We start from the raw sequence: 20,639 nt of genomic DNA, 5'->3' as shown, positions 1-20,639 counted from the left end.
CTCCTCTAGAGGCGGAAGGTCCACGGGTCGGTGCACGTGGTGCTCACGTGGGTGTCCACCGTATCCCCTCGCTCGGCCAGCCTTTCCAGCAACTTCCTCTCCACGACCGGCAGCCACGTCCACTCCGCCGACCAGTGCGCCACGTCGACCAGGGAGGGCCCGCCGTGCTCGAGGAACTCCCCCGCCCGGTGGTGCCTCAGGTCGGAGGTGACGTACACGTCGGCGCCGGTGCCGAGCACGGTGTCGAGCAGGAAGTCGCCGGCGCCGCTGGTCACCGCGACGGTCTCCACGGGCCGGTCCGGGTCGCCCGCGACACGGACCCCGTGCGGGCTCTCGGGCAGCGCACGGCGCACCTGCTCGGCGAAGCCGCGCAGGGTCGTGGGCTCGGCCAGCCGGCCGATCCGGCCGTGCCCCCGGGTCGGTCGCCCCTGCGGGGGCGTGACGAGCTCGAGGACGTCGTACGCCGGCTCCTCGTAGGGGTGCACCGCCCGGAGCGCGGCGACCACGGCGTCCCGGCGGTCCCGGGGCACGACCGCCTCGATCCGGGACTCCGCGACGACCTCGACCTCGCCGACCCGTCCGACCGCCGGGGTGGCCCCGTCGAGCGGACGGAAGCGTCCCTCCCCCTCGACGGTGAAGGTGCAGCTGTCGTAGTCGCCGATCCGGCCGGCGCCGGCCGAGGTCATCGCGTCACGGATCCGCCCGGCGTCCTCGTGCGGGGCGAACGTGACGATCTTGTTCACCGTGGCGGACGCATCGCCGTCGCCCTCCGGGGCGATCACCGCCGGGTCCACGATCCCGAGGGCGAGCGCGAGGGACTCGTTGACCCCGTCGCTCGGGGCGTCCGCGTTGGTGTGCGCGGTGAACAGCGCGCAGCCCTCCCGGACCAGCCGGTGCAGGGTGCAGCCCTTGGGCGAGTCCGCGGCCACCGAGCTGACCGGGGTGAGCAGCAGCGGGTGGTGGACGACGAGCAGGTCGGCCCCCCACGCGAGGGCCTCCTCGACCACCGCCGGCACCGGGTCGACCGCGAACATCACCCGCCGGACCTCCTGGTCGGGGTCGCCGCAGACGAGGCCCACGGCGTCCCAGTCCGCGGCCCACGCCTGGGGGTACATGTCGTCGAGCCGGCCGGTCACGTCGCGCAGTCGCAGGGGCATGGTCCCGAGCGTAGAAGATCCCCGGAGATGAGAGGTCTCTCATCTGCTTCTCACCCTGCTCCCACGCGGATGGGCACACTGGTACCCGTGAGCATCCTGTGGAAGGTCCTGGTCGGACTGCTGGTGACGCTGCCGGTGGGCGCGTACGTCGCCGGCACCCTCGTCGCGTCGCAGGCCGACATGCCCGCCCAGCGCGCCCCCGTGGTGATCACCGACCAGCCGTCGCCGGCCAGGTCCGCCGGCCCCGACCCGCGCTCCGGGCAGAGCAGCAGTCCTTCGCCCCGCCCGTCCGCCACGCGCAGCGACGAAGACCGGGACGACGACCGTGGGGACGACCACGGCGGTGACCGGGACGACGACCTCGAGGAGGTCCGGCCGACCCCGCGCGACGTGGACGACGACAGCTCCGGCCACGGCAGCGGCCACGACGACGACTCGGGTGACAGCGGCGACGACTCGGGTGACGACAGCGGCCACGACGACAGCGGGGGCGATGACGACTGACCCGGCGTCACGGCGTGCCGGGGTCCCGGTCCGGACCCGCATCGCGATCGCCGTCGCGCTCCTCACGGGACTCGCCCTGGCCGGGGCGGGTCTCGTCGTCTATGCCCTCTCCTCGGCCCGCATCGACCGCGCCGTGCAGGACCAGGTGGAGCAGGAGCTCGCGGAGTTCGCCGAGCTGCAGAGCAGGGGGATCGACCCGGAGAGCAGGCCACCCCGCGCCTTCGACGACGTCCGGCGGCTGATCGAGGTCTTCCTGCAGCGCAACGTCCCCGACGAGAACGAGCTGCTCGTCGGCTGGTGGAACGGCGGACCGAAGCGGTTCCAGGGGGACGTGCACGAGACCCTGCTCTACGACCCGGCGTTCCGGCGCGCCGTGGCCGAGCGCGTCGCCACCGGCGGCACCACCAGCCTGGACACCCGGTGGGGCGAGGTCTCCGTCACCGTGCAGCCCGCCCGTGACCGGCAGACCCGGGGCGCGTTCGTGGTGGCCAGCTTCCTCGAGGACGAGCACCGGGCGCTGCGCGAGGTGATGCGGACCTACGCGATCGTGTCGGTGCTGTCGCTGGGGCTGGTCGCCGCGCTCGCCGCCTGGCAGGCCGACCGGCTGCTGCGCCCCCTGCGCTCGCTCCGGGAGACCGCGCAGGCGATCAGCGAGAGCGACCTGTCCCGGCGGATCCCCGAGACCGGCCACGACGACATCACCGCGCTGACCCGGACCATCAACGAGATGCTCGAGCGGCTCGAGACCGCGTTCACGGGGCAGCGACAGTTCCTCGACGACGCCGGGCACGAGCTGCGGACGCCGCTCACCGTGATCCGTGGCCACATGGAGCTCCTCGACAGCGGTGACCCCGCCGAGGTGGAGGCGACCCGGGAGCTCCTGCTCGACGAGGTGGACCGGATGTCGCGGCTGGTCGGCGACCTGATCATGCTCGCCAAGACGGCCCGGCCCGACTTCCTCCGGCCGGACACGGTCGACCTGGCGCCGTACACGCGCACCGTGCTCGACAAGTGCCGGGCACTCGGCGACCGGCGCTGGGTGCTCGACGACAGCGCCGACGTGCTGGCGTGGCTCGACGAGCAGCGGCTCACCCAGGCGATGCTGCAGCTCGCGGAGAACGCCGTGAAGCACTCCCGGCCCGGCGACGAGATCGGCGTCGGCAGCCGCGTCGACGGCGGCCACCGGGTGCGGTTGTGGGTGCGGGACACCGGCTCCGGTGTCCCCGACGAGGACAAGGCGCTGGTCTTCGACCGGTTCGCGCGGTCCGCCGTACCCCACGGCGACGACGGGTTCGGCCTCGGCCTCTCGATCGTCCGCGGCATCGCCGCCGCGCACGGCGGCGACGCGGTGGTGGAGGATGCCGAGCCGCACGGTGCCCGATTCGTGCTGACCCTGCCCGTACGACGGAAGGACGACCCGTGGCCCGCATCCTGATCGTGGAGGACGAGGCGCGGATCTCCGCCTTCGTCGCCAAGGGCCTCGACGCCGACGGCTACACCACGACCGTCGTCGCCGACGGGGTGAGTGGTCTCGACCTCGCGCTCAGCGGGGACTTCGACCTCGCCATCCTCGACATCAACCTGCCCGGCATGGACGGGTTCACGGTCCTCGAGCAGCTGCGCGCCTCCGGCAGCACGATGCCGGTCATCGTGCTCACCGCACGGGACTCGGTGACCGACACCGTCTCGGCGCTCGAGGGTGGCGCCGACGACTACGTGGCCAAACCGTTCCGGTTCGCCGAGCTGCTCGCCCGGGTGCGGCTGCGGCTGCGCCAGTCCGGCGAGCAGCAGGGCCCCCGCGACGACGTGCTCGAGGCGGGGCCGTTCCGGCTCGACCTGCGCACCCGCCGCGCCTCGCACAACGGCCGGGAGGTCGAGCTCTCGGCGCGGGAGCTGAAGCTCGCGGAGATCTTCCTGCGCAACCCCGGCCTGGTCCTCTCGCGCGAGCAGCTGCTCTCCCACGTGTGGGGCTACGACTTCGACCCGGGCTCGAACGTGGTGGACGTGTACGTGGGGTACCTCCGCAAGAAGCTCGGCGCGGAGGCGATCAGCACCGTGCGCGGTCTCGGCTACCGCTTCAACCCGTAGCCCCCGCGCGGTTCTCAGCGGACCTTGAACCCGGCGAGCCGGCCCCGCGGCATCCGGGCCAGCGCGGGCTCTAGGCCCTCGGCGAGCTCGTGCGGCAGCGGCCGGTCGCCCGGGTCCGGCTCGAGGCAGGCGTGCACGAGCTTCGCGACATCGCCCGGGACGTGGTCGGGCAGTCCGTAGGGCAGCTCGGCCAGCTGCGGGAAGCGCTCGCCGAGACCGGCGGCGTCCGGCCGGCCCTCGTCGAAGGGCCGGTGGCCGGCGATCGCGTGGAACAGCGTGGCACCGAGGCCCCACATGTCGCTGGCGTGCCCGGGTGTCCCGGTGGCCGGCGGCTCGCACTGCTCCGGGGCCATGTACGCGTCGGTACCGATCGGGTAGGTGAGCGCCTGCGTCGCCTCCAGGCTGCGGGCCACGCTGAGGTCGATCAGGCGGGCCGGCGCGCCCATGATGACGTTGCTCGGCTTCACGTCGAGGTGCACCAGCCCGAGCCGGCACAGGTAGTGCAGGGCCGAGGCCAGCTCGACGGCGAGCGGCAGGTACTGCTGTTCGGGGAGCGGCCCGTAGCGGCGGATGAGCGACGACAGCCGGGGGCCGTCGAGATGCTCGAGCACCACGTGCGGGCGCTCCCCCTCCGCCACGGACCGCAGTCCCCGGACGACGACGGGGTGGTTGACCCGGGCCAGCGCCGCCACCTCGCGGCGCAGCCCGCGCAGGGCGGCACCGTCGGTGACCTGCCCCGGCCGGACCACCTTCACCACCACGGGTGCGTAGGTGACGTCGTCGAAGGCGAGGTAGGCCTCGTAGGCCTCCCCTCCCCCGAGCAGCCGCATCGCGGTCAGGTCGGGGGTGATCGCGTCGCCCTCGGCGAAGCCCCACGTGTCGCGCTCCGTGCCCATGCCGGCCTCCACTCGTCCCGTCGGTCGATCGGTCGGGCCGCGTCAGCGACGGCCGCGCGTGTCGTTGCGCGAGCGGTCGTTGGTGCGGTTGTCCGACCAGTCACGGGTGCGGGTGTCCCCCGGGCCGTCGTGCGTCCAGTCGCGGGTGTTGTCGCCGCGGCTCCGGTCGCGGTCGCGGCTGACCCGGGTGACGTTGCTGCGGGTGTTGTCGCCCGTGGACCGGCTGGTGCCGGTGTTGGTGCCGGTGTCGGTGCCACCGTTGGTGTCGTCGTCGTCATCGTCGTCGACCAGGACGAGCGCGGTGACACCTTCCTCACGCTTGGTGACGGCGTCGTCGTTGACGTCGGCGGCGATCGTCGTACCGGGGAACGCCATCACCCCGGCGCCGACGAGTCCGGCGAGTCCGGCGAGTCCGAGGGTGCCGATCGGGAGCAGCTTCTTCATGGTCCAACCACCTTTCGCGGGTCTCGCGACCCTGGGTTCCGTCGTGATGAGGACAACCCTGGGTGGCGATGGTGAGACCCGGATGAGGTCGTGGTGAGACCGCTCTCATGAACGGCACCGCTGCGTCAGCTGGCGAGCCGTTCCGCGAGCTCGAGGCGCACCGGAGCGGGCTCCAGGGCCTTCGGGGTACGCGCGGCGCTCCCGACGTCGACGACGGTGACCACCGTGTCGGCCGGTGCCGACGTACGGCGGTGCGGCGCCCTGACCCCACAGGGAGACGCGATCACCAGCCTCCGCGCGACCACCTGACGGCGCATCGTCGTGCACCGGCGGCACGGTCTGAGGGCGTCGCAGCACCGCGCGTTGCGTACGGCTGCGGCAAGACGTTCTGCTTCCAGGCAGAGTTCGACCAAGTCGAGCATTGTGGCTCCTCCCAGGCAACATTGCTCATGCGATCCCGAGAGGACACCAGGGTAACTGCCACAAAACGGACAGAGCGGGCAGAACAGGTAAAAACTCACCTCTGCGGCGATAACCACCCGTGCGGGTGGTCATCGCCGTGGTCGGGTGAGGCCCGCGGGGGCCCGAAGGGTCTACTCCCCGGGGGTCACTCGCAGACGACCCCGTCGCCGTCGGCGTCGTCGTACCAGGCGTACTCCTGGTCCTGGCCCTTGTAGTACGGCCCGTAGCCGGCGTCCTTGGCCTGGTAACAGTAGTCGAACTGCGGGTCGGTGCCGCCGGAGCCGCCGGTGGAGCCACCGCCGGACTTCGTGCTCGTGCGCACGGTTGCCCTGCGGACCTTCACGACCAGGTTGCGGCAGCCCTCGGCCCGTCGCACCAGGACCCGCTTCTCGGTCCGGTCGACGCTGAGCGACCAGCGGATCTTCACCGCGGTCCACTCCCGCACGTAGCGGCAGCGGTCGAGCGCGGGGAGCCACTCGGCCGGGTCCTGGTCGGACTTGGAGCGGTTGCTCGAGGCGGTCACCGCAACCAGGCTGCGGGCGTCGCCGAGGTCGTTGGCGAAGGCACGACGGGTGCCGGCGGTCCACCGCTTGGCGCCGGAGTCCCAGGCCTCCGCGAGCGGGACGAGGTGGTCCACGTCGAACGCCGACGAGTCGCGGACGACGACCCCGTCGTAGTAGGAGCGCCACCTGCCCTGCTGCACGTCGCAGCCACTGACCGCGGTCAGCGACTCGTCGGCGAGCACCTCGTCGCGGGTGTCGCGGCAGTCGCCGTCGGCGTCCACCCAGTGCCGGAACTTGTCCCGGTCGTAGCCGCGGCGGGTCTCCCGAGCCACGGGCAGCTGCTTCACGGCGCGGTGCAGCCGCATCTTCACGACCTCGCCGGCCGAGGCCGGAGCGGCGGGTGGGACGGCGACGAGGCCGAGGGAGAGCAGGGCGAGGACGAGCAGACGTGTCACGAGAGAGCTCCGCGGTGGTGGGTGAGAATGGGCGCGGGACGGCGCGGGGCCGACCTGGTGGGTCAGGCCTTCTCGCAGGCGATGCGGTCGTTGTCACGGTCGAGGTCGCCGTTGTGCTTCTCGGCGGCCCAGTAGATCTTGTTGGCGCGCTTGAAGCTCGTGACCGGCGTACCGCTGGTCTTGTCGTGCGCCTTCCGGGTGCCCACGCCGTGCGGGTACTTCTTGTTGAAGTTGGTGCAGTTGTCGTGCAGCCCCGTGGTGTGCGCCTCGGCGGGCGAGACGACTGCGACGGCGGAGGCGGTGAGGACGACGGCGACGAGGGCGCGCAACATGTGGGTTCCTGGAGGGGTCGTGGCCCGCTGCCGGGCCGGGACGGTACGACGCTCAACCGTAGGTGCGCGCGGGCAGCCTGTCCGGCGAACGCGCGGGAACACCGGTGTGACCCGTGTGACCTGTGTGATGCTCCGGTCAGAGGAGGATGGTGGCGTCGCGAATCAGGCCGGCCAGGGCGACGGCGAACAGGGCCGCCAGCGCCGCGCGGAGCAGCCACGGCCAGGCAGGGTGCCTGAGCAGCACCCCTCCCCCGTGCGTACGACGCACCGCCGCGAGCACCACCATGCCGACGAGCAGCGCGCCCAGGAACGGCAGGAGCGGCGACCAGAGCACCAGCGGGGCCAGCGCGAGCCACGTGGGCGCGGTCATGAACCCGCCTCCCGGCGCGAGCCACCGCTCCGCGACCACGGTCAGCAGGGCGGCGTACACCCCCGGGATGAGCACGAACATGGCGATCGCGAGCCACGCCGGCTCGAGGGTGGTGAAGTCCACGCCGTCGACGTGCACGATCGAGGCGCCCGCCACCACCGCGGGCCCGACCGAGATGGACAGGACCTGGAACCAGCGCGGCCCGATCATCAGCCCACGCAGCACGAAGTAGATGCCGCCGCCGAACACGCCGATGAACGTCGTGACGACCAGCAGGTTCAGCGTGTCCGCGGTCAGCTGCCCCATCCTGAAGCCGTCGTCACTGATGACCCCGGTCGCCTCCGGGTTCAGCCTCGCGAGCAGCAGCATCGCCAGCCGGCTGCCGACGCCGCCGACGAGCAGGCCGAGCAGGGCGCCGGCCCAGGTCACCGCGGCGAGCCGGCGCAGGGCGTGCTCGGCGGTCGCGGCCCAACTGTCCCGGTTCTCGGCAGCACTGATGGTGGTCATGGTCCCCCTCCTCCGCCTCAGCGTAGAACCGGAGACCCGCACCAGGTGGGGGAATCGGGCGACCTCGTCCCGGCGCCCGGCCTACTTCAGGCGGTAGGTGAAGACTCCCCCGCCTCCACCGTCGAGGCCGTAGCCCGTCGTCCCCGCGTGCAGCCGGGAGGAGGTCGCGGTGATCGCCAGGGCGTGCGTCCACGTCGTGGTCATCCCGGTGCCGAAGAGCCGCCACGTGACGCCGCCGTCGACGCTCCGGTAGACCCCGGAGACACCACGACCCGAGTATGTGCCGACGTAGAGCCTCCCGGAGCGGGCCGGGTCGACGACCACGTCGGTGACCGTGTCGACCGCGTCGGGCGTGATGCGCCGCCAGGTCGCTCCCCGGTCCCTGCTGCGGTAGAGGCCGTTCGACTCGCAGCCGGCGTAGACGACCCACGGCCGGCGCGTGTCCACGGCGAGGTCGAGAGCGGGGTAGTTGAGGGGACAGGCGGCGGCGGACCGCCACGTCCGCCCGCCGTCGCCGGTGCGCAGGACCGTGCCCTGCGATCCCGCCGTGCCCACCCATGCGGTGGCCGGCCGCGTCGGATGCACCGCCAGGGCCGTGTAGTCCGCGTAGTCCGGCACCCTCAGCCTGCGCCAGGTCCGCCCGGCGTCGACCGACCTGATGACGCTGCCCGACCTCGTCGCGTAGACGACTGCCGGGTCGGAAGGCGCGACGGCGACTGCCGACGCGCCCGCGAACCGCGAGGTGGCGAGCCGCCAGGTCCTGCCGCCGTCGATGGTCCTGTGGATCCCGCGGTCGGTCGCGGCGTACACCGTGCGCGGCCGCGAACGGTGCACCGCCAGGTCGTTCACCCGGCGACCGGCCAGCCCCCGCCGGGCCCACGTGAGACCGCTGTCGGTCGTCCGGTGGACGCCGTCCCCCATCGTGCCCGCGTACACGACCGCCGGGGACGACGGCACGGTCACGAGCGCTCGCACGTCGGCTCCGACGATCCGGTTGCCCCGCCGCGTCCACGTGGCTCCCCGGTCCACGCTCCGGAAGACGCCGTTGTACGTCGTGCCGGCGTAAACCACCCCGCCCGCCGCCGACGCGAGGTGCTCGACGGCGCCGTTGGCCGTGGCGACCCGGTACCGCTGCCACGTGGCACCCGCGTCCACCGACCGGTAGGCGTAGCCGCCCCGTGCGGTGCCGGCGTACACCGTGCTGGGCCGGCTGCGGTCGATCTCCACCGTGTGCGTCACGATGTCCGGCAGGCCGGTCCCCGCCGTCCACGTGACGCCGCGGTCGGTGCTCTTCTGCACGGTGTCGAAGACGGTCGCCGCGTAGACCACGTCCGGGTCGGTCGGGTGCACGGCGAGGTCCTCGACGAACGTCGTGCTCGAGCCGGTGCCGTGCCAGGTCGCGCCGCCGTCGTCGCTGCGGACCAGGAGCGGCGGGTCGGTGGCGTACACGACCGCGGGGTCCGAGGGCGCCACCTCGACCACGTCGCTGGCGAACGTCGACCGGTTCGGGATCGTCAGCCCGGTCCACGTGGCGCCACCGTCGACGCTCTTCGCGTTGGTCCCACCCGCGTCGCCGAGATACACGATGTCGGCGTCGGTCGGGTCGACCGCGATGTCCGACACCGTGGCCGCCGGGTGGATGCGGCGCCACGAGGCGCCGGCGTCGTCGCTGCGGTAGGCGCCGTGCGCGTACGTCGACAGGTAGACCCGCGCCGGGGTGGAGGGCGACACCGCGATCCCGCTGACGTACGCGTCGGGGGGAAGACCGCTGCCGCGGCGCTGCCACGTCGCGCCGCCGTCGCGGGAGGCGAAGACGCCGGCTCCGCCGGTGCCGGCGTAGACGGTCCCGTCGTTGCCGACCTCGACGGTGCGGACACTTCCGGCCGACGGCCCGTGCGCGCTCCACCTGCCCGTGCTGTGCGAGGCCACCGCCGGCGCACCCGGGTCCGGCAGGCCCCACAGCCCGACGGCAAGGACCAGGACGAGAAGCGACGAAGAACGGACACGAACCATGGCATTCCCCCGAATGTCCGAATAGTGCGCCCGACTGTACTCAGGTTGCCACGACCCGTGCGAGAGCCGGCGAGCCCTCAGACGTGCTCCTTCGGCACCGCGGAGCTCCTGCGGGAGAGCCGCCGCCAGAGCCAGCTCGACGGCGCGAACCCTCCGTCGACGACGTAGGCGGCGGTCGGCTCGTTGGTGAGCGTCGCGTCCAGCGCCCGGCGGGCGCCGGGCCGGCCGGCTAGCAGCAGCTGGTCGTCGAGGTTCAGCACCACGTCGTCGTCCGGGGCGATCACACTCGTGCCGTCGCGCAGCAGCGCCAGCGCGACCGCCTCCAACGAACGCTCCCGCCCCTGCGGGCTCCGCAGCAGGTCGCCGACCCGGAGCCCCCCGGCCGTCAGCCGGCCGAGCAGAGCGGGCGCCTCCTCGCGCGTGAGCCGGATCCGCCACAGGTGCGGGGTGCCGGCCCCGCACCTGTCCACCAGCCGGTCGACCATGCCCGCGGACCACTCCTCGCCCTGACGGGGCACCGCCGGCAGGAACCGCATCAGCACCGGGTTGGCGAGCCGTGCCAGCGCTTCGTGCGCGATCAGCTCGGCCGGCATCATCCCGAAGTCGACGCCGACCGCGTCGAAGAGGGACGCGTTGGCCGCCCGGTTCTGCAGCGTGGCCACGAAGACGTCCGGGTTGGCACGGCGTGCGCCCTCGACCAGCCACAGGTTGGTCATGTCGTCCTCCGTGGCGGCGACGAAGGCGGCCGCGTGCTCGACGTCGGCCTCCGCGAACGCGCGGTGCTGCGTCTCCTCGTCGTCGGCCCCCTCGGCGCGGACGATCGTCACCTCCAGGCCCTCCGCACGCAGGTCGGCGGTGAGCTCGCGGCCGAAGCGTCCGTACCCGCAGACCACCCACCGTCCGCGCGGCAGAACGTCGCGGCGCGGTGGGAGCGGGCTGCCCGGCGCGCTGGTGAGCCACACCATCAACTGGTAGGACGACGGCGAGCGCAGGAGGATCCGCAGGTGGTCGCCGAAGCGGTCCAGCGGGTTCACCACCTCGGGATCGCCGAAGGCGTGCATGCGCTCGGCGATCTCGCGGGAGCTCGTCCGGGCGATCACCGGCAGGTCCGGGCGCAGCAACGACGCCGTCATCGCCACGTCGAGGTTGGTCTCGTCGTTCCCGGTGAGGGCGACCACGCCCTCGCAGTGACGGTGACCGAGGCCGGCCAGCGCCAGGTTGCCGGTGTCCCGCGCGTCGCCGAGCATCGCCGGGGTGTCCGCGCGGTAGGAGTCCAGGTCCACCCCCGTCACCCGGTTCTCGTCCCGGTCGATGACCACGAACCGCCGGCCCATGTCGTCGAGTGAGCGGGCAAGCCGCTTGGTGGCGTTGCCGTAGCCGACGAGCAGCAGGAACGGCTCCCCCAGGTGGGCCACCTTGCGCGCGAAGAGACGCCGTGCCAGTGCCCGGCGGAACGCACGGTCCTGCATCAGCGCGAGGAGGGACCCGACCGCGTACGCCCAGCCGATCACCGACAGGAAGATCGCGAACGTCACCCACATGCGCTGGGCGGGCGTGAAGGTGTAGGGGATCTCCCCCAGACCGATCGTGGTCGCGGTGAAGCTCATGAAGTAGAACGCCTCGAAGATGCCCAGCCTGGTCGGCCGTCCCTGCGCGTCCTCCCCGGGCACCAGGGTCAGGCCCAGCACGCTCACCGCGAAGATCACGATCAGCACGATCAACGGGATCCGCATCCGGCGCAGGACCAGCAGGATCCCGGCCGAGGGCTGCTGGCCGGGTGGCTCGGGCAGCGGGCGCTCCACGCCGTCCGAGTGCCGGCCCTCGTCCTCGACGGCGAAGATCCGGTACCACAGGACGAGCAGTGGGTTCCCCACGGCGACTCCCGCCTCAGCGACGCTGGAAGGACACGGTCTCGACCACCAGGAGGACGACCGAGACGACGTTGGCGAACAGCGCTCCGCCGGAGAGGGAGATGACGCTCGCCGTCATCTCCCGGGTGAGGCCGTCCGTCGCGACGTTCGTGGCGTAGGCCCACACGGCTGCCGCTGCGATGAGCTGGAGGCTCGCGACGAGGCTGGTGGCCAGCTGGACCGCGCCGATCTGGGTGCGGTCCCCGAACTTCAGCACCATGGCGATCAGGTTGACCACGACCGCTGCGAACAGCTCGTAGACGTTGTGCAGCTCCGGGTCACCGAGGTCGCCGATGAAGAACCCGAAGTTCAGGGTCGCGGCGAGCAGCACGAAGAATCCGAAGATCACCTTCTCCAGGTTCATGGGCTGCTCCGGCCGGTCGCGATGTTCGGATCGTACGACCGGCGGGCGCTCCGTCGAGCGAAACCGGCTCCGAGCGGGCGACCCACCTCGGAGAACCGGGCTGGAGAGGAGTGCGGTGGGCGCAGCAGGGATCGAACCTGCGACCACCTCGTTGTAAGCGAGGTGCTCTACCGCTGAGCTATACGCCCCGAGCGCGCCACAGCCTACGGGAGCGCCGATCCGGCCCCGACGGGAGTCCGGAAAATAAAGTACGACCGCTGGCGTCTCGGGTCACCAGCGGTCGTAACAAGGACTATTCAACTGGCGGCCGCAGGCTCTGTCAGAGGAATGCGGCAAAAAGCCGGAGGAGGTCCGGAATCTTTACTTTATGCACTCATCTGGGTCAGCACGCGCGTGTACTCCTCGAGGTCACGGGCCTGCGGCATGGCGTTGTGCACGCTCCAGCGCAGGATGCCGTCGCGGTCGATGATGAACGTCGACCGCTGGGAGCAGCCCCGCGCCTCGTCGAAGACGCCGTACGCCGAGGAGACCGCGCCGTGCGGCCAGAAGTCCGAGAGCAGCGGAAAGGTGAGGTCGTCCTGGTCCGCGAAGGCCCGCAGCGCGAACATCGGGTCGCACGAGACCGCGAGCAGCTGCACCTCCTCGGACTCGAAGGTCGGCAGGTTGTCCCGGATCTCGCACAGCTCGCCGGTGCAGACGCCGCTGAACGCGAATGGGTAGAACACCAGCACCACGGCCTTCTCCCCCACGAACGACGACAGCGTCACGGCCTGGCCGTGCTGGTCGCGCAGGGTGAAGTCGGGGGCGGGTGCGCCGGTCTCCAAGGTCATGGGGCTCCTCGTTGTCTCGCGGGTACGGGCTGGGTGAACAGACGTCGGACGCGTGTCACTCGTGGTCGGCGAGCTCGCGCTTGAGGATCTTGCCGGTGGCATTGCGCGGGAGCTCCTCGACGAAGACGATCTCGCGCGGCACCTTGTAACGGGCGAGGTTCCGCTTCACGTGGTCCTTGAGCTCGTCCTCGGTGACCGCGTCCGCGGACGAGAGTACGACGAAGGCCCGCAGGCGCTTGCCGAAGTCCGCATCGTCGACGCCCAGGGCCGCCACGTCGACCACCGCGTCGTGCCGCGCGATGCAGTCCTCGACCTCCTGGGGGAAGACGTTCTCGCCGCCCGACACGATCATCTCGTCGTCCCGGCCCTCGACGAACAGGCGCCCGTCCTCGTCGAACCGGCCGATGTCGCCGGTGGCCATCAGCCCGTCGATGGTGTCCTTGGAACCACCGCCCGTGTAGCCCTCGAAGAGCATGGAGTTGCCGACGAAGATCCGCCCGGGCTCCCCGGTCGGGACCGGCCGGCCGTCGTCATCGTAGAGACGGACCACGGTGGCGTGCGGCGGCCGGCCCGCGGTCCCGGGGGCGGCGCGCAGGTCGGCGGGCTGGGCGATCGTCGCCCAGGCCACCTCGGTCGAGCCGTAGACGTTGAAGAGGCTCTCCCCGAAGTGGTCCATCCAGGTGGTGCCGAGGTCGCCGGGCAGCGCGGACCCGGAGGCGGCCACCACCTTGACGCCGGACAGGTCGTAGGAGCGCAGCGTCGGCTCCGGCAGCTGCATGATCCGCTGGAGCATCACCGGGATCACCGCGAGCGAGTCGCAGCGCTCGGCGACGACCGCGCGCAGGCAGTCCTCGGGGTCGAACCGGCGCCGGAGCACGACGGTGGTGCCCATCAGCATGGCGAGGTTGAGGTGCGCCCAGCCCCAGGTGTGGAAGAGCGGCGCCGCGATGTGGCAGCGCCAGCCGCGGCGCAGCGGCAGCCGGGAGAGCAGGGACACCCCGGCCTCGAAGGAGCCCTCGCTGCGGGGCGCGCCCTTGGGGGTGCCGGTGGTGCCGGAGGTCAGGATCACCGAACGGGAGCGGTGCCGGGGCGGCGTCAGCTCCTCGCTCGAGCCCGCCGCGACGAGGGCGTCGAGGGTGGGGCGGTCGGTGTCGGACTCCTGCCAGGCGAGCACCCGGGTCGCCCGTACGCCGGCCTCCTCGATGAGCCCGTCGAACTCCTCGTCGTAGATGACGACGGCGGGCTCCTCGCGCTCGCAGACCTCACCGAGCTGCGGCGCCGCGAAGGCGGTGTTCAGGTAGAGGAGGTCCGCGCCGAGCTTGGCGACGGCGATCGTCGCCTCGACGAAGCCCCGGTGGTTGCGGCAGAGGACCGCGACGCTGCCGCCCTCCTCCACGCCGAGGTCGCGCAGCCCGCGGGCGAGGGCGTTGCTGCGCCGCTCGAGCTCGCCGAAGGTCAGCTCACCGCGCTCGTCGACGAGACCGACCTGGTCGGGCGCTCGCAGCGCGAGCGTGGCGAACCCTCCGGCCGGGCCACGGCCCCACCGGCGCAGCGTGCGTACGATGCCGACGAGCACCTGCGGCGGGTACGGACGGATCACCCCGGCCGTCGCCAGCACCTTGAGCGTGGTGAGCTCGTTCGTCACGAGCCCAGCGGCTTTCCCCAGCATCGCGCCGGTCCTCCTCAGGTCGAGTGCCGACAACTGTAACGAGCGTTTACACCTGCGGCTACGCCCCTGCGAGGCGGGGAGTCAGTGAGCGGTCTTGGGGGCGACCAGGCGGGTGGCGGCCCAGTCCTTGCTGACCGCCACGGTGGTCGTCGTGGCCAGGCCGGCCACGGGTGCGGCCTCGGCGACGTCTGCGGGGTCCACGGAGCCGGGGCGGCCCACCTTGGGGGTGAGCAGCCAGATGACCCCTCCCCCGACGAGGTCGGTCAGCGAGTCCACGAGCGCGTCGACCAGGTCGCCGTCCTCGTCACGCCACCACAGGACGACGGAGTCGACCACGTTGCCGTAGTCCCCGTCGACCAGGTCCCCGTCGATGGTGTCCTCGATCTGGACCCGGAGGGTGTCGTCGACGTCCTCGTCCCAGCCGAGCTCCTGGACGACCATGCCGGCCTTCAGGCCTAGGCGGGCCCCAGCACTCTGGGTGTCCGCGCCACCTGCGGTCGCGCTCAACTTGCTCCTCCAAACGGTGTCGGACGAGCACGGCGTGCTCGTCTGCTGTCGGGTAGTCCACCGGAAGTCACACGTGTACGCAACCCCATGACCCCCGGGGGTGCTGACAGGCTACTGCCCCGGGGCCGTCGAGACGGCGCTGTTGACCATCCCTCGGCCCTGCGGGACTACTCGTCGGTAAATTCCGTCATGGGGGCGGACGTGACACGATGCAGGCGAGGGATCTTGCGACCCGGGCTCCCTCATCGCACATCTCGAACTGAGAGCAGAGGAATCGTGGCTTCAGGATCTGAACGCCCCTCGATCATTCACGAGGGCCTTCCCACGCAGTTGCCGGACATCGACCCGGACGAGACCCAGGAGTGGCTCGACTCGCTCGACGCCCTGCTGGACGAACGCGGCAAGAGCCGAGCCCGCTACGTGATGCTCAAGCTCCTCGAGCGCGCGCGCGAGAAGCAGGTCGGCGTGCCCGCGCTGCGCAGCACCGACTACATCAACACCATCCCGCCGGAGCGTGAGCCCTGGTTCCCCGGCGACGAGGACATCGAGCGCCGGATCCGCGCGTTCATCCGCTGGAACGCCGCGGTCATGGTCTCCGCGGCCAACCGCAAGGGCCTCGAGGTCGGCGGCCACATCGCCACCTACCAGTCCGCGGCCTCGCTCTACGAGGTGGGCTTCAACCACTTCTTCCGCGGCAAGGACCACCCGGGTGGCGGCGACCAGGTCTACATCCAGGGTCACGGCTCCCCCGGCATCTACGCCCGCGCCTTCCTCGAGGGCCGGCTCGACGAGCAGCAGCTCTCCCACTTCCGCCAGGAGGTGCAGCACGGCGTCGGCAAGGGCCTCCCGTCGTACCCGCACCCGCGCCTGATGCCGGACTTCTGGGAGTTCCCGACGGTGTCGATGGGCCTCACCGCCCTCAACGGCATCTACCAGGCGCGGTTCAACCGCTACCTGCACAACCGCGGGATCAAGGACACCAGCCAGCAGCAGGTGTGGGCCTTCCTCGGCGACGGCGAGATGGGCGAGCCCGAGTCGCTCGGCGCGATCAGCCTGGCCGCGCGCGAGGAGCTCGACAACCTCAACTTCGTCGTCAACTGCAACCTGCAGCAGCTCGACGGCCCGGTGCGCGGCAACGGCAAGATCATCCAGGAGCTGGAGGCGATCTTCCGGGGTGCCGGCTGGAACGTCATCAAGGTGGTCTGGGGCCGCGAGTGGGACGACATCCTCGCCAAGGACGTCGACGGCGCCCTGGTCAACCGGATGAACACCACGCCCGACGGCCAGTTCCAGACCTACTCCGTCGAGTCCGGCGAGTACATCCGCGAGCACTTCTTCGGCGGTGACCCCCGCCTGCGCAAGATGGTCGAGGGCATGTCCGACGAGGACCTGCGCAAGCTGCCGCGCGGCGGCCACGACTACCGCAAGGTCTACTCCGCCTTCAAGGCCGCCTCCGACCACGTCGGGCAGCCCACGGTGATCCTGGCCAAGACCATCAAGGGCTGGACCATCGACGCCCTCGAGGGTCGCAACGCCACGCACCAGATGAAGAAGCTGACCAAGGACGACCTGAAGAAGTTCCGCGACCGGCTCTACCTGCCGATCACCGACAAGCAGATCGACGGCGCCGACATCGCGCCGTTCTACCACCCGGGCAAGGACGCGCCGGAGATCGAGTACATGCTCGAGCGCCGCCGCCAGCTCGGCGGGTCGCTGCCCAAGCGCGAGGTCAAGGCCAAGCCGCTCAAGCTGCCCGGCGACGCGGTCTACTCCGAGCTCAAGCAGGGCTCCGGCAAGCAGGCCATCGCCACCACCATGGCGCTGGTCCGGCTGCTCAAGGACCTGATGAAGGACCCGGAGATCGGCAAGCGCATCGTCCCGATCGCGCCCGACGAGTTCCGCACCTTCGGCATGGACTCGATGTTCCCGACGGCGAAGATCTACCAGCCGGCCGGGCAGACCTATGAGTCGGTGGACCGCAAGCTGCTGCTCACCTACAAGGAGTCCGCGCAGGGCCAGATGCTCCACGAGGGCATCTCCGAGGCGGGCGCGATGGCGTCCACGACCGCCGCCGGGTCGACGTACTCCACGCACGGCGAGCACATGATCCCCTTCTACATCTTCTACTCGATGTTCGGGTTCCAGCGCACCGGCGACTCGATCTGGGCGATGGCCGACCAGCTCGCCAGGGGCTTCCTGATCGGCGCCACCGCGGGCCGTACGACGCTCACCGGCGAGGGCCTGCAGCACGCCGACGGCCACTCCCCGCTGCTCGCGGTGACCAACCCCGCGGTCGTGCACTACGACCCGGCGATGGCGCACGAGGTCAGCCACATCGTCCAGGACGGCCTGCGGCGCATGTACGGCTCGACCGAGGAGCACCCGCACGGCGAGGACGTCATCTACTACGTGACGGTCTACAACGAGCCGATCCAGATGCCGAAGGAGCCGGAGAACCTCGACCTCGAGGGTCTGCTCAAGGGCATCTACCACTTCGCGGTGCCGCCGAAGGTCGAGGCGGAGAACCCGCCCCGCGTGCAGCTGCTCGCGTCCGGCGTCGGCTTCCCGTGGATCACCGAGGCGCAGCGGCTCCTCGCCGAGGAGTGGGGCGTCGCGGCCGACACCTGGTCGGTCACCTCGTGGAACGAGCTGGCCCGCGACGCGGTGGCGGCCGAGGAGTACAACCTGCTGCACCCGTCCGAGGACGCGCGCGTGCCCTACGTGACGAACAAGCTCAAGGAGGCCGCCGGCCCGTTCGTCGCGGTCAGCGACTACATGCGGGCGGTGCCGAACCAGATCGCCAAGTGGGTCCCCGGTGACTACCACGTGCTCGGCGCCGAGGGCTTCGGCTTCGCCGACACCCGTCCGGCCGCGCGCCGCTTCTTCCACATCGACGCCCAGTCGGTCGTGGTGGGGGCGCTCCAGGCGCTGGCCGACCGCGGCGAGGTCAAGCGCGAGACGGTTCAGGAGGCCTTCGACCGCTACCGGATCGACGACCCGACCGCCGTACGCGGGGTCAAGCAGGAGGGCGGCGACGCCTGAGCCGCCCCCGCAGACGGATCGAGGCCCGTCCCACGCTCGGCGTGGGGCGGGCCTCGGCCTTTGCCTCAGGTGTGCGGCTCAGGCGATCTCGGCGGCGTCGGGGCGTACGACGGGCGCGGCGACCGGGCCCGCCACGGTCTGCCCGCCGGTGCGGAGCAGGTTGCGCCAGCGGCCGCGGTGGTAGACCGCGGGCTCGGTGGAGCCGATGAAGTCGTTGACGATCTTCACGAACCGCTGCGGGTGGTCCTTGTGCGGGAAGTGGCCGGCGTTGCCGACGACCTCGACCGTCGCACCGGGCGCGATCTCCGCGGCGACCCCGGCGTGCCGGACCGGGATGACCGAGTCCTCGGTGCCCCAGACCACCAGCATCGGCATCGCCTGGGTGAGGTAGGCCCGGTCGGCCATGGTCACGACCTGCCCGCGCCAGTCGACGCAGTGCGAGACGACGTGGCGGATCGCGGCGCGGGCGCGCGGGTCGCGGAAGGAGTCGACGATCTCGGCGACCTCGTCGAGGTCACGGGCCTTGGACAGCCCGGAGTAGGCCAGCGCCTTCATCGACAGCTTCGTCGCGTGGCGGACGCCGGGCAGGGTGACCACGCCCATCGCCTGGTGGAAGCCGGGCAGCGTGATCGCGCGGATCGCCGGGGTCACCTCGGGTCCGAGTCCGCCGGGGGCGACGAGGACCATCCGCTCGGTGCGCTCGGGGAACTGGTAGGCGAACTGCATCGCGACGCCGCCGCCGAAGCTGTGCCCCGCCACGGTCACCTTGTCGATGCCCAGCACGGTGAGCAGGTCGCGCATGCCGTTGGCGTAGCCGCCGACGCTGTAGTCGGCGCGGGGCTTGTCGGAGAGGCCGTGCCCGAGCAGGTCGGGCGCGATCACGGTGTAGCGGCGGGCGAGCGCCGGGATCACCGACCGCCACGTGGTGTGGTCGCAGCCGAGGCCGTGCAGGAGCAGCAGCGCGGGACCGGAGCCCGTCTTGACGAAGGCGCGCTTGTGTCCGTGGATCGTGAGGTACTGGACCTCGAGCCCCTTCGGCATGGCGTGCTCCCTCGACGTGCGTTGGCGCGATGTTAACCAGAACAGGCCGCTCCATTCGCCCACGACTCCACCCATATCGGGTGATTGAGCCGCTTTCGCGACGTTGCGTCCTCTTCGTCGGATCGGCGGGGCGCGTCCGCGCGCCTCTTGGAACGTTCCACCGCTGACGCCGGCACCATTCCCAGAGTTTCCCACCCGAACCTCGGATCCCGGGCGTGTCCAGACCAGTCGCGTCCCCCGCGCGGCGCACTAGGCTCGCCCCATGAGCACCCCGCCCGCCACGCCGTCCCGCGGCCGGACCCGGGCCCAGATCGCCCGCCGCCTCCAGAGGTCGGTGGGCAGCCTGACCACGGCGGCGCTCGCACGGATGGACCGCGACATGCCCTGGTTCCGGCAGCTCTCCGCGGAGGACCGCTCCTGGATCGGGCTGATCGTGCAGGCCGGCATCAACGCCTTCGTCACCTGGTACCGCGACCCCGACCCCGACTCCCCGCTCACCGCGGAGGTGTTCGGCGCCGCCCCGCGCGCACTGACCGGGGTTGTCAGTCTTCACCAAACGGTCGAGATGGTGCGAATGAGCATCGAGGTGGTGGAGGACAACCTCCTCGACGCCGTCGGCGAGGAGGACGCCCCCTCGGTCCGCGAGGCCGTGATCCGCTACGCCCGCGAGGTCGCCTTCGCCACCGCCGAGGTCTACGCCAAGGCCGCCGAGATGCGCGGCGCCTGGGACGCCCGGCTCGAGGCGCTCGTCGTCGACTCCGTGCTCCGGGCGGAGGCCGACGAGACGGTCCGCTCCCGGGCCAGCGCCCTCGGCTGGCAGGCCAAGGGCGACGTGACCGTGGTGCTGGGGCGGGTGCCGGGCACGGGTGGGGCGAACGCGGCCGGCGACCGCGAGAGCATCATCGACGACGTACGGCGCTCCGCCCGCCACATCGGCCTCGACGCCCTCTGCGCGGTCCAGGGCGACCGGCTCGTCGTGGTCCTCGGCGGGGTGGACAACCCCGACAAAGCAGGCGCGGCCGTGGTGGAGCACTTCGGCGAGGGGCCGGTCGTGGTCGGCCCGGTGGTGAGCGACCTGGTGCAGGCCAACATCTCCGCCCGGGCCGCGGTCGCCGGCCTGCGCGCCGCCCCCGGGTGGCCGGACGCACCGCGGCCGGTGACCAGCGACGACCTGCTCCCCGAGCGGGCGCTCTCCGGCGACGGTCACGCCCGCCGGCAGCTCGTCACCACGGTGTACCGCCCCCTGCTCGAGGCAGGCTCGTCGATCCTCGAGACGGTCGCCTCGTTCCTCGAGCACGGCGGCTCCATCGAGGCCACGTCCCGGGCGATGTACATCCACGCGAACACCGTCCGGTACCGGCTGCGGCGCGCCGCGGACATCACCGGGCTGTCCGCCTCGGACCCGCGGCACGCCTACACGTACCGGGTCGCGCTGACCCTGGGCCGGCTCAGCCCGCCGGAGCCCTCCCCGGTGGCGACTTTGTAGGGTTCCTACAAGAAGACCTGGGGAATCTTCGTTCGCGCCGTCCGCGCGACAACCCTGTG

The 20,639-nt window shown here is 71.7% G+C and carries 19 protein-coding genes and 1 tRNA gene; 5 read left to right on the top strand and 15 right to left on the bottom strand.

Annotation, left to right across the window (positions count from 1 at the left end):
- Positions 1-5: 5 nt before the first annotated feature.
- Positions 6-1,157: a Nif3-like dinuclear metal center hexameric protein gene (locus K1X13_RS18835; protein WP_221026665.1), complete on the bottom strand. Its 1,152-nt coding sequence runs from the start codon at positions 1,155-1,157 to the stop codon at positions 6-8.
- 87 nt (positions 1,158-1,244) lie between these two features.
- Between K1X13_RS18835 and K1X13_RS18830 the strand changes: the two genes are divergently transcribed.
- Genes K1X13_RS18830 through K1X13_RS18820 form a run of 3 tightly spaced genes read left to right on the top strand, consistent with a single transcriptional unit; the run spans position 1,245 to position 3,749 of the window.
- Positions 1,245-1,661, top strand: coding sequence for a hypothetical protein (locus K1X13_RS18830; RefSeq protein WP_221026664.1), 417 nt, complete (start codon positions 1,245-1,247; stop codon positions 1,659-1,661).
- Positions 1,651-3,096 carry a sensor histidine kinase gene (locus tag K1X13_RS18825; protein WP_221026663.1) on the top strand — a complete coding sequence of 482 codons (1,446 nt, stop codon included), beginning with the start codon at positions 1,651-1,653 and terminating at the stop codon, positions 3,094-3,096. Before K1X13_RS18830 ends, K1X13_RS18825 begins: the two co-directional genes overlap by 11 nt.
- Positions 3,081-3,749 carry a response regulator transcription factor gene (locus K1X13_RS18820; RefSeq protein ID WP_221026662.1) on the top strand — a complete coding sequence of 223 codons (669 nt, stop codon included), beginning with the start codon at positions 3,081-3,083 and terminating at the stop codon, positions 3,747-3,749. The genes K1X13_RS18825 and K1X13_RS18820 overlap by 16 nt, the downstream gene beginning before the upstream one ends.
- A gap of 14 nt (positions 3,750-3,763) precedes the next feature.
- Here K1X13_RS18820 and K1X13_RS18815 read toward each other — a convergent pair whose 3' ends face one another.
- The 13 genes from K1X13_RS18815 to K1X13_RS18755 all read right to left on the bottom strand — a co-directional run bounded on the left by K1X13_RS18815 (position 3,764) and on the right by K1X13_RS18755 (position 15,011).
- Entirely contained in the window at positions 3,764-4,645 is an 882-nt protein-coding gene (locus K1X13_RS18815) for a serine/threonine-protein kinase (RefSeq protein WP_221026661.1), read from the bottom strand.
- 42 nt (positions 4,646-4,687) lie between these two features.
- On the bottom strand, positions 4,688-5,089 hold the full coding sequence (locus tag K1X13_RS18810; RefSeq protein ID WP_221026660.1) for a hypothetical protein: 402 nt from the start codon (positions 5,087-5,089) through the stop codon (positions 4,688-4,690).
- Between the two features lie 125 nt (positions 5,090-5,214).
- A complete protein-coding gene (locus K1X13_RS18805) occupies positions 5,215-5,406 on the bottom strand; it encodes a hypothetical protein (protein WP_221026659.1) in 192 nt (63 codons plus the stop codon).
- 290 nt (positions 5,407-5,696) lie between these two features.
- Complete coding sequence (locus K1X13_RS18800) at positions 5,697-6,509, bottom strand: GmrSD restriction endonuclease domain-containing protein (RefSeq protein ID WP_308249639.1); 813 nt, start codon at positions 6,507-6,509, stop codon at positions 5,697-5,699.
- Positions 6,510-6,571: 62 nt separating this feature from the next.
- Positions 6,572-6,841: an excalibur calcium-binding domain-containing protein gene (locus K1X13_RS18795; protein WP_221026658.1), complete on the bottom strand. Its 270-nt coding sequence runs from the start codon at positions 6,839-6,841 to the stop codon at positions 6,572-6,574.
- Between the two features lie 136 nt (positions 6,842-6,977).
- Positions 6,978-7,718, bottom strand: coding sequence for a hypothetical protein (locus K1X13_RS18790; protein ID WP_221026657.1), 741 nt, complete (start codon positions 7,716-7,718; stop codon positions 6,978-6,980).
- 81 nt (positions 7,719-7,799) lie between these two features.
- Entirely contained in the window at positions 7,800-9,731 is a 1,932-nt protein-coding gene (locus K1X13_RS18785; RefSeq protein ID WP_221026656.1) for a WD40/YVTN/BNR-like repeat-containing protein, read from the bottom strand.
- A 77-nt stretch (positions 9,732-9,808) separates the two neighbouring features.
- Complete coding sequence (locus tag K1X13_RS18780) at positions 9,809-11,605, bottom strand: NAD-binding protein (protein ID WP_221026655.1); 1,797 nt, start codon at positions 11,603-11,605, stop codon at positions 9,809-9,811.
- Positions 11,606-11,618: 13 nt separating this feature from the next.
- On the bottom strand, positions 11,619-12,005 hold the full coding sequence (locus K1X13_RS18775) for a DUF6394 family protein (RefSeq protein WP_221026654.1): 387 nt from the start codon (positions 12,003-12,005) through the stop codon (positions 11,619-11,621).
- Positions 12,006-12,121: 116 nt separating this feature from the next.
- Positions 12,122-12,193, bottom strand: a tRNA-Val gene (locus K1X13_RS18770).
- A 177-nt stretch (positions 12,194-12,370) separates the two neighbouring features.
- The gene (locus tag K1X13_RS18765) at positions 12,371-12,835 is read right to left on the bottom strand and encodes a peroxiredoxin (RefSeq protein ID WP_221026653.1); all 465 of its coding nucleotides are present in this window, start codon (positions 12,833-12,835) and stop codon (positions 12,371-12,373) included.
- A 55-nt stretch (positions 12,836-12,890) separates the two neighbouring features.
- Positions 12,891-14,504 carry an AMP-binding protein gene (locus tag K1X13_RS18760; protein WP_221026652.1) on the bottom strand — a complete coding sequence of 538 codons (1,614 nt, stop codon included), beginning with the start codon at positions 14,502-14,504 and terminating at the stop codon, positions 12,891-12,893.
- 81 nt (positions 14,505-14,585) lie between these two features.
- Entirely contained in the window at positions 14,586-15,011 is a 426-nt protein-coding gene (locus K1X13_RS18755; RefSeq protein ID WP_221026651.1) for a DUF3052 domain-containing protein, read from the bottom strand.
- A gap of 276 nt (positions 15,012-15,287) precedes the next feature.
- Here K1X13_RS18755 and aceE point away from each other — a divergent pair, with 276 nt between their 5' ends.
- Positions 15,288-18,053, top strand: a complete 2,766-nt coding sequence (aceE, locus tag K1X13_RS18750; protein ID WP_308249638.1) for a pyruvate dehydrogenase (acetyl-transferring), homodimeric type — start codon at positions 15,288-15,290, stop codon at positions 18,051-18,053.
- A 78-nt stretch (positions 18,054-18,131) separates the two neighbouring features.
- Here the strand turns inward: aceE and K1X13_RS18745 are convergent, their stop codons facing one another.
- Positions 18,132-19,094, bottom strand: coding sequence for an alpha/beta fold hydrolase (locus K1X13_RS18745; protein WP_221026649.1), 963 nt, complete (start codon positions 19,092-19,094; stop codon positions 18,132-18,134).
- Positions 19,095-19,356: 262 nt separating this feature from the next.
- Here K1X13_RS18745 and K1X13_RS18740 point away from each other — a divergent pair, with 262 nt between their 5' ends.
- A complete protein-coding gene (locus K1X13_RS18740; protein WP_221026648.1) occupies positions 19,357-20,580 on the top strand; it encodes a PucR family transcriptional regulator in 1,224 nt (407 codons plus the stop codon).
- Positions 20,581-20,639 lie beyond the last annotated feature (59 nt).

Origin of the sequence: Nocardioides jiangsuensis, from assembly GCF_019679455.1 — a bacterium.
GTDB classification, from domain to species: domain Bacteria; phylum Actinomycetota; class Actinomycetes; order Propionibacteriales; family Nocardioidaceae; genus Nocardioides_C; species Nocardioides_C jiangsuensis.
Note: the sequence above shows the minus strand (reverse complement) of the source record. Positions and strands in the feature narration are given on the sequence as shown.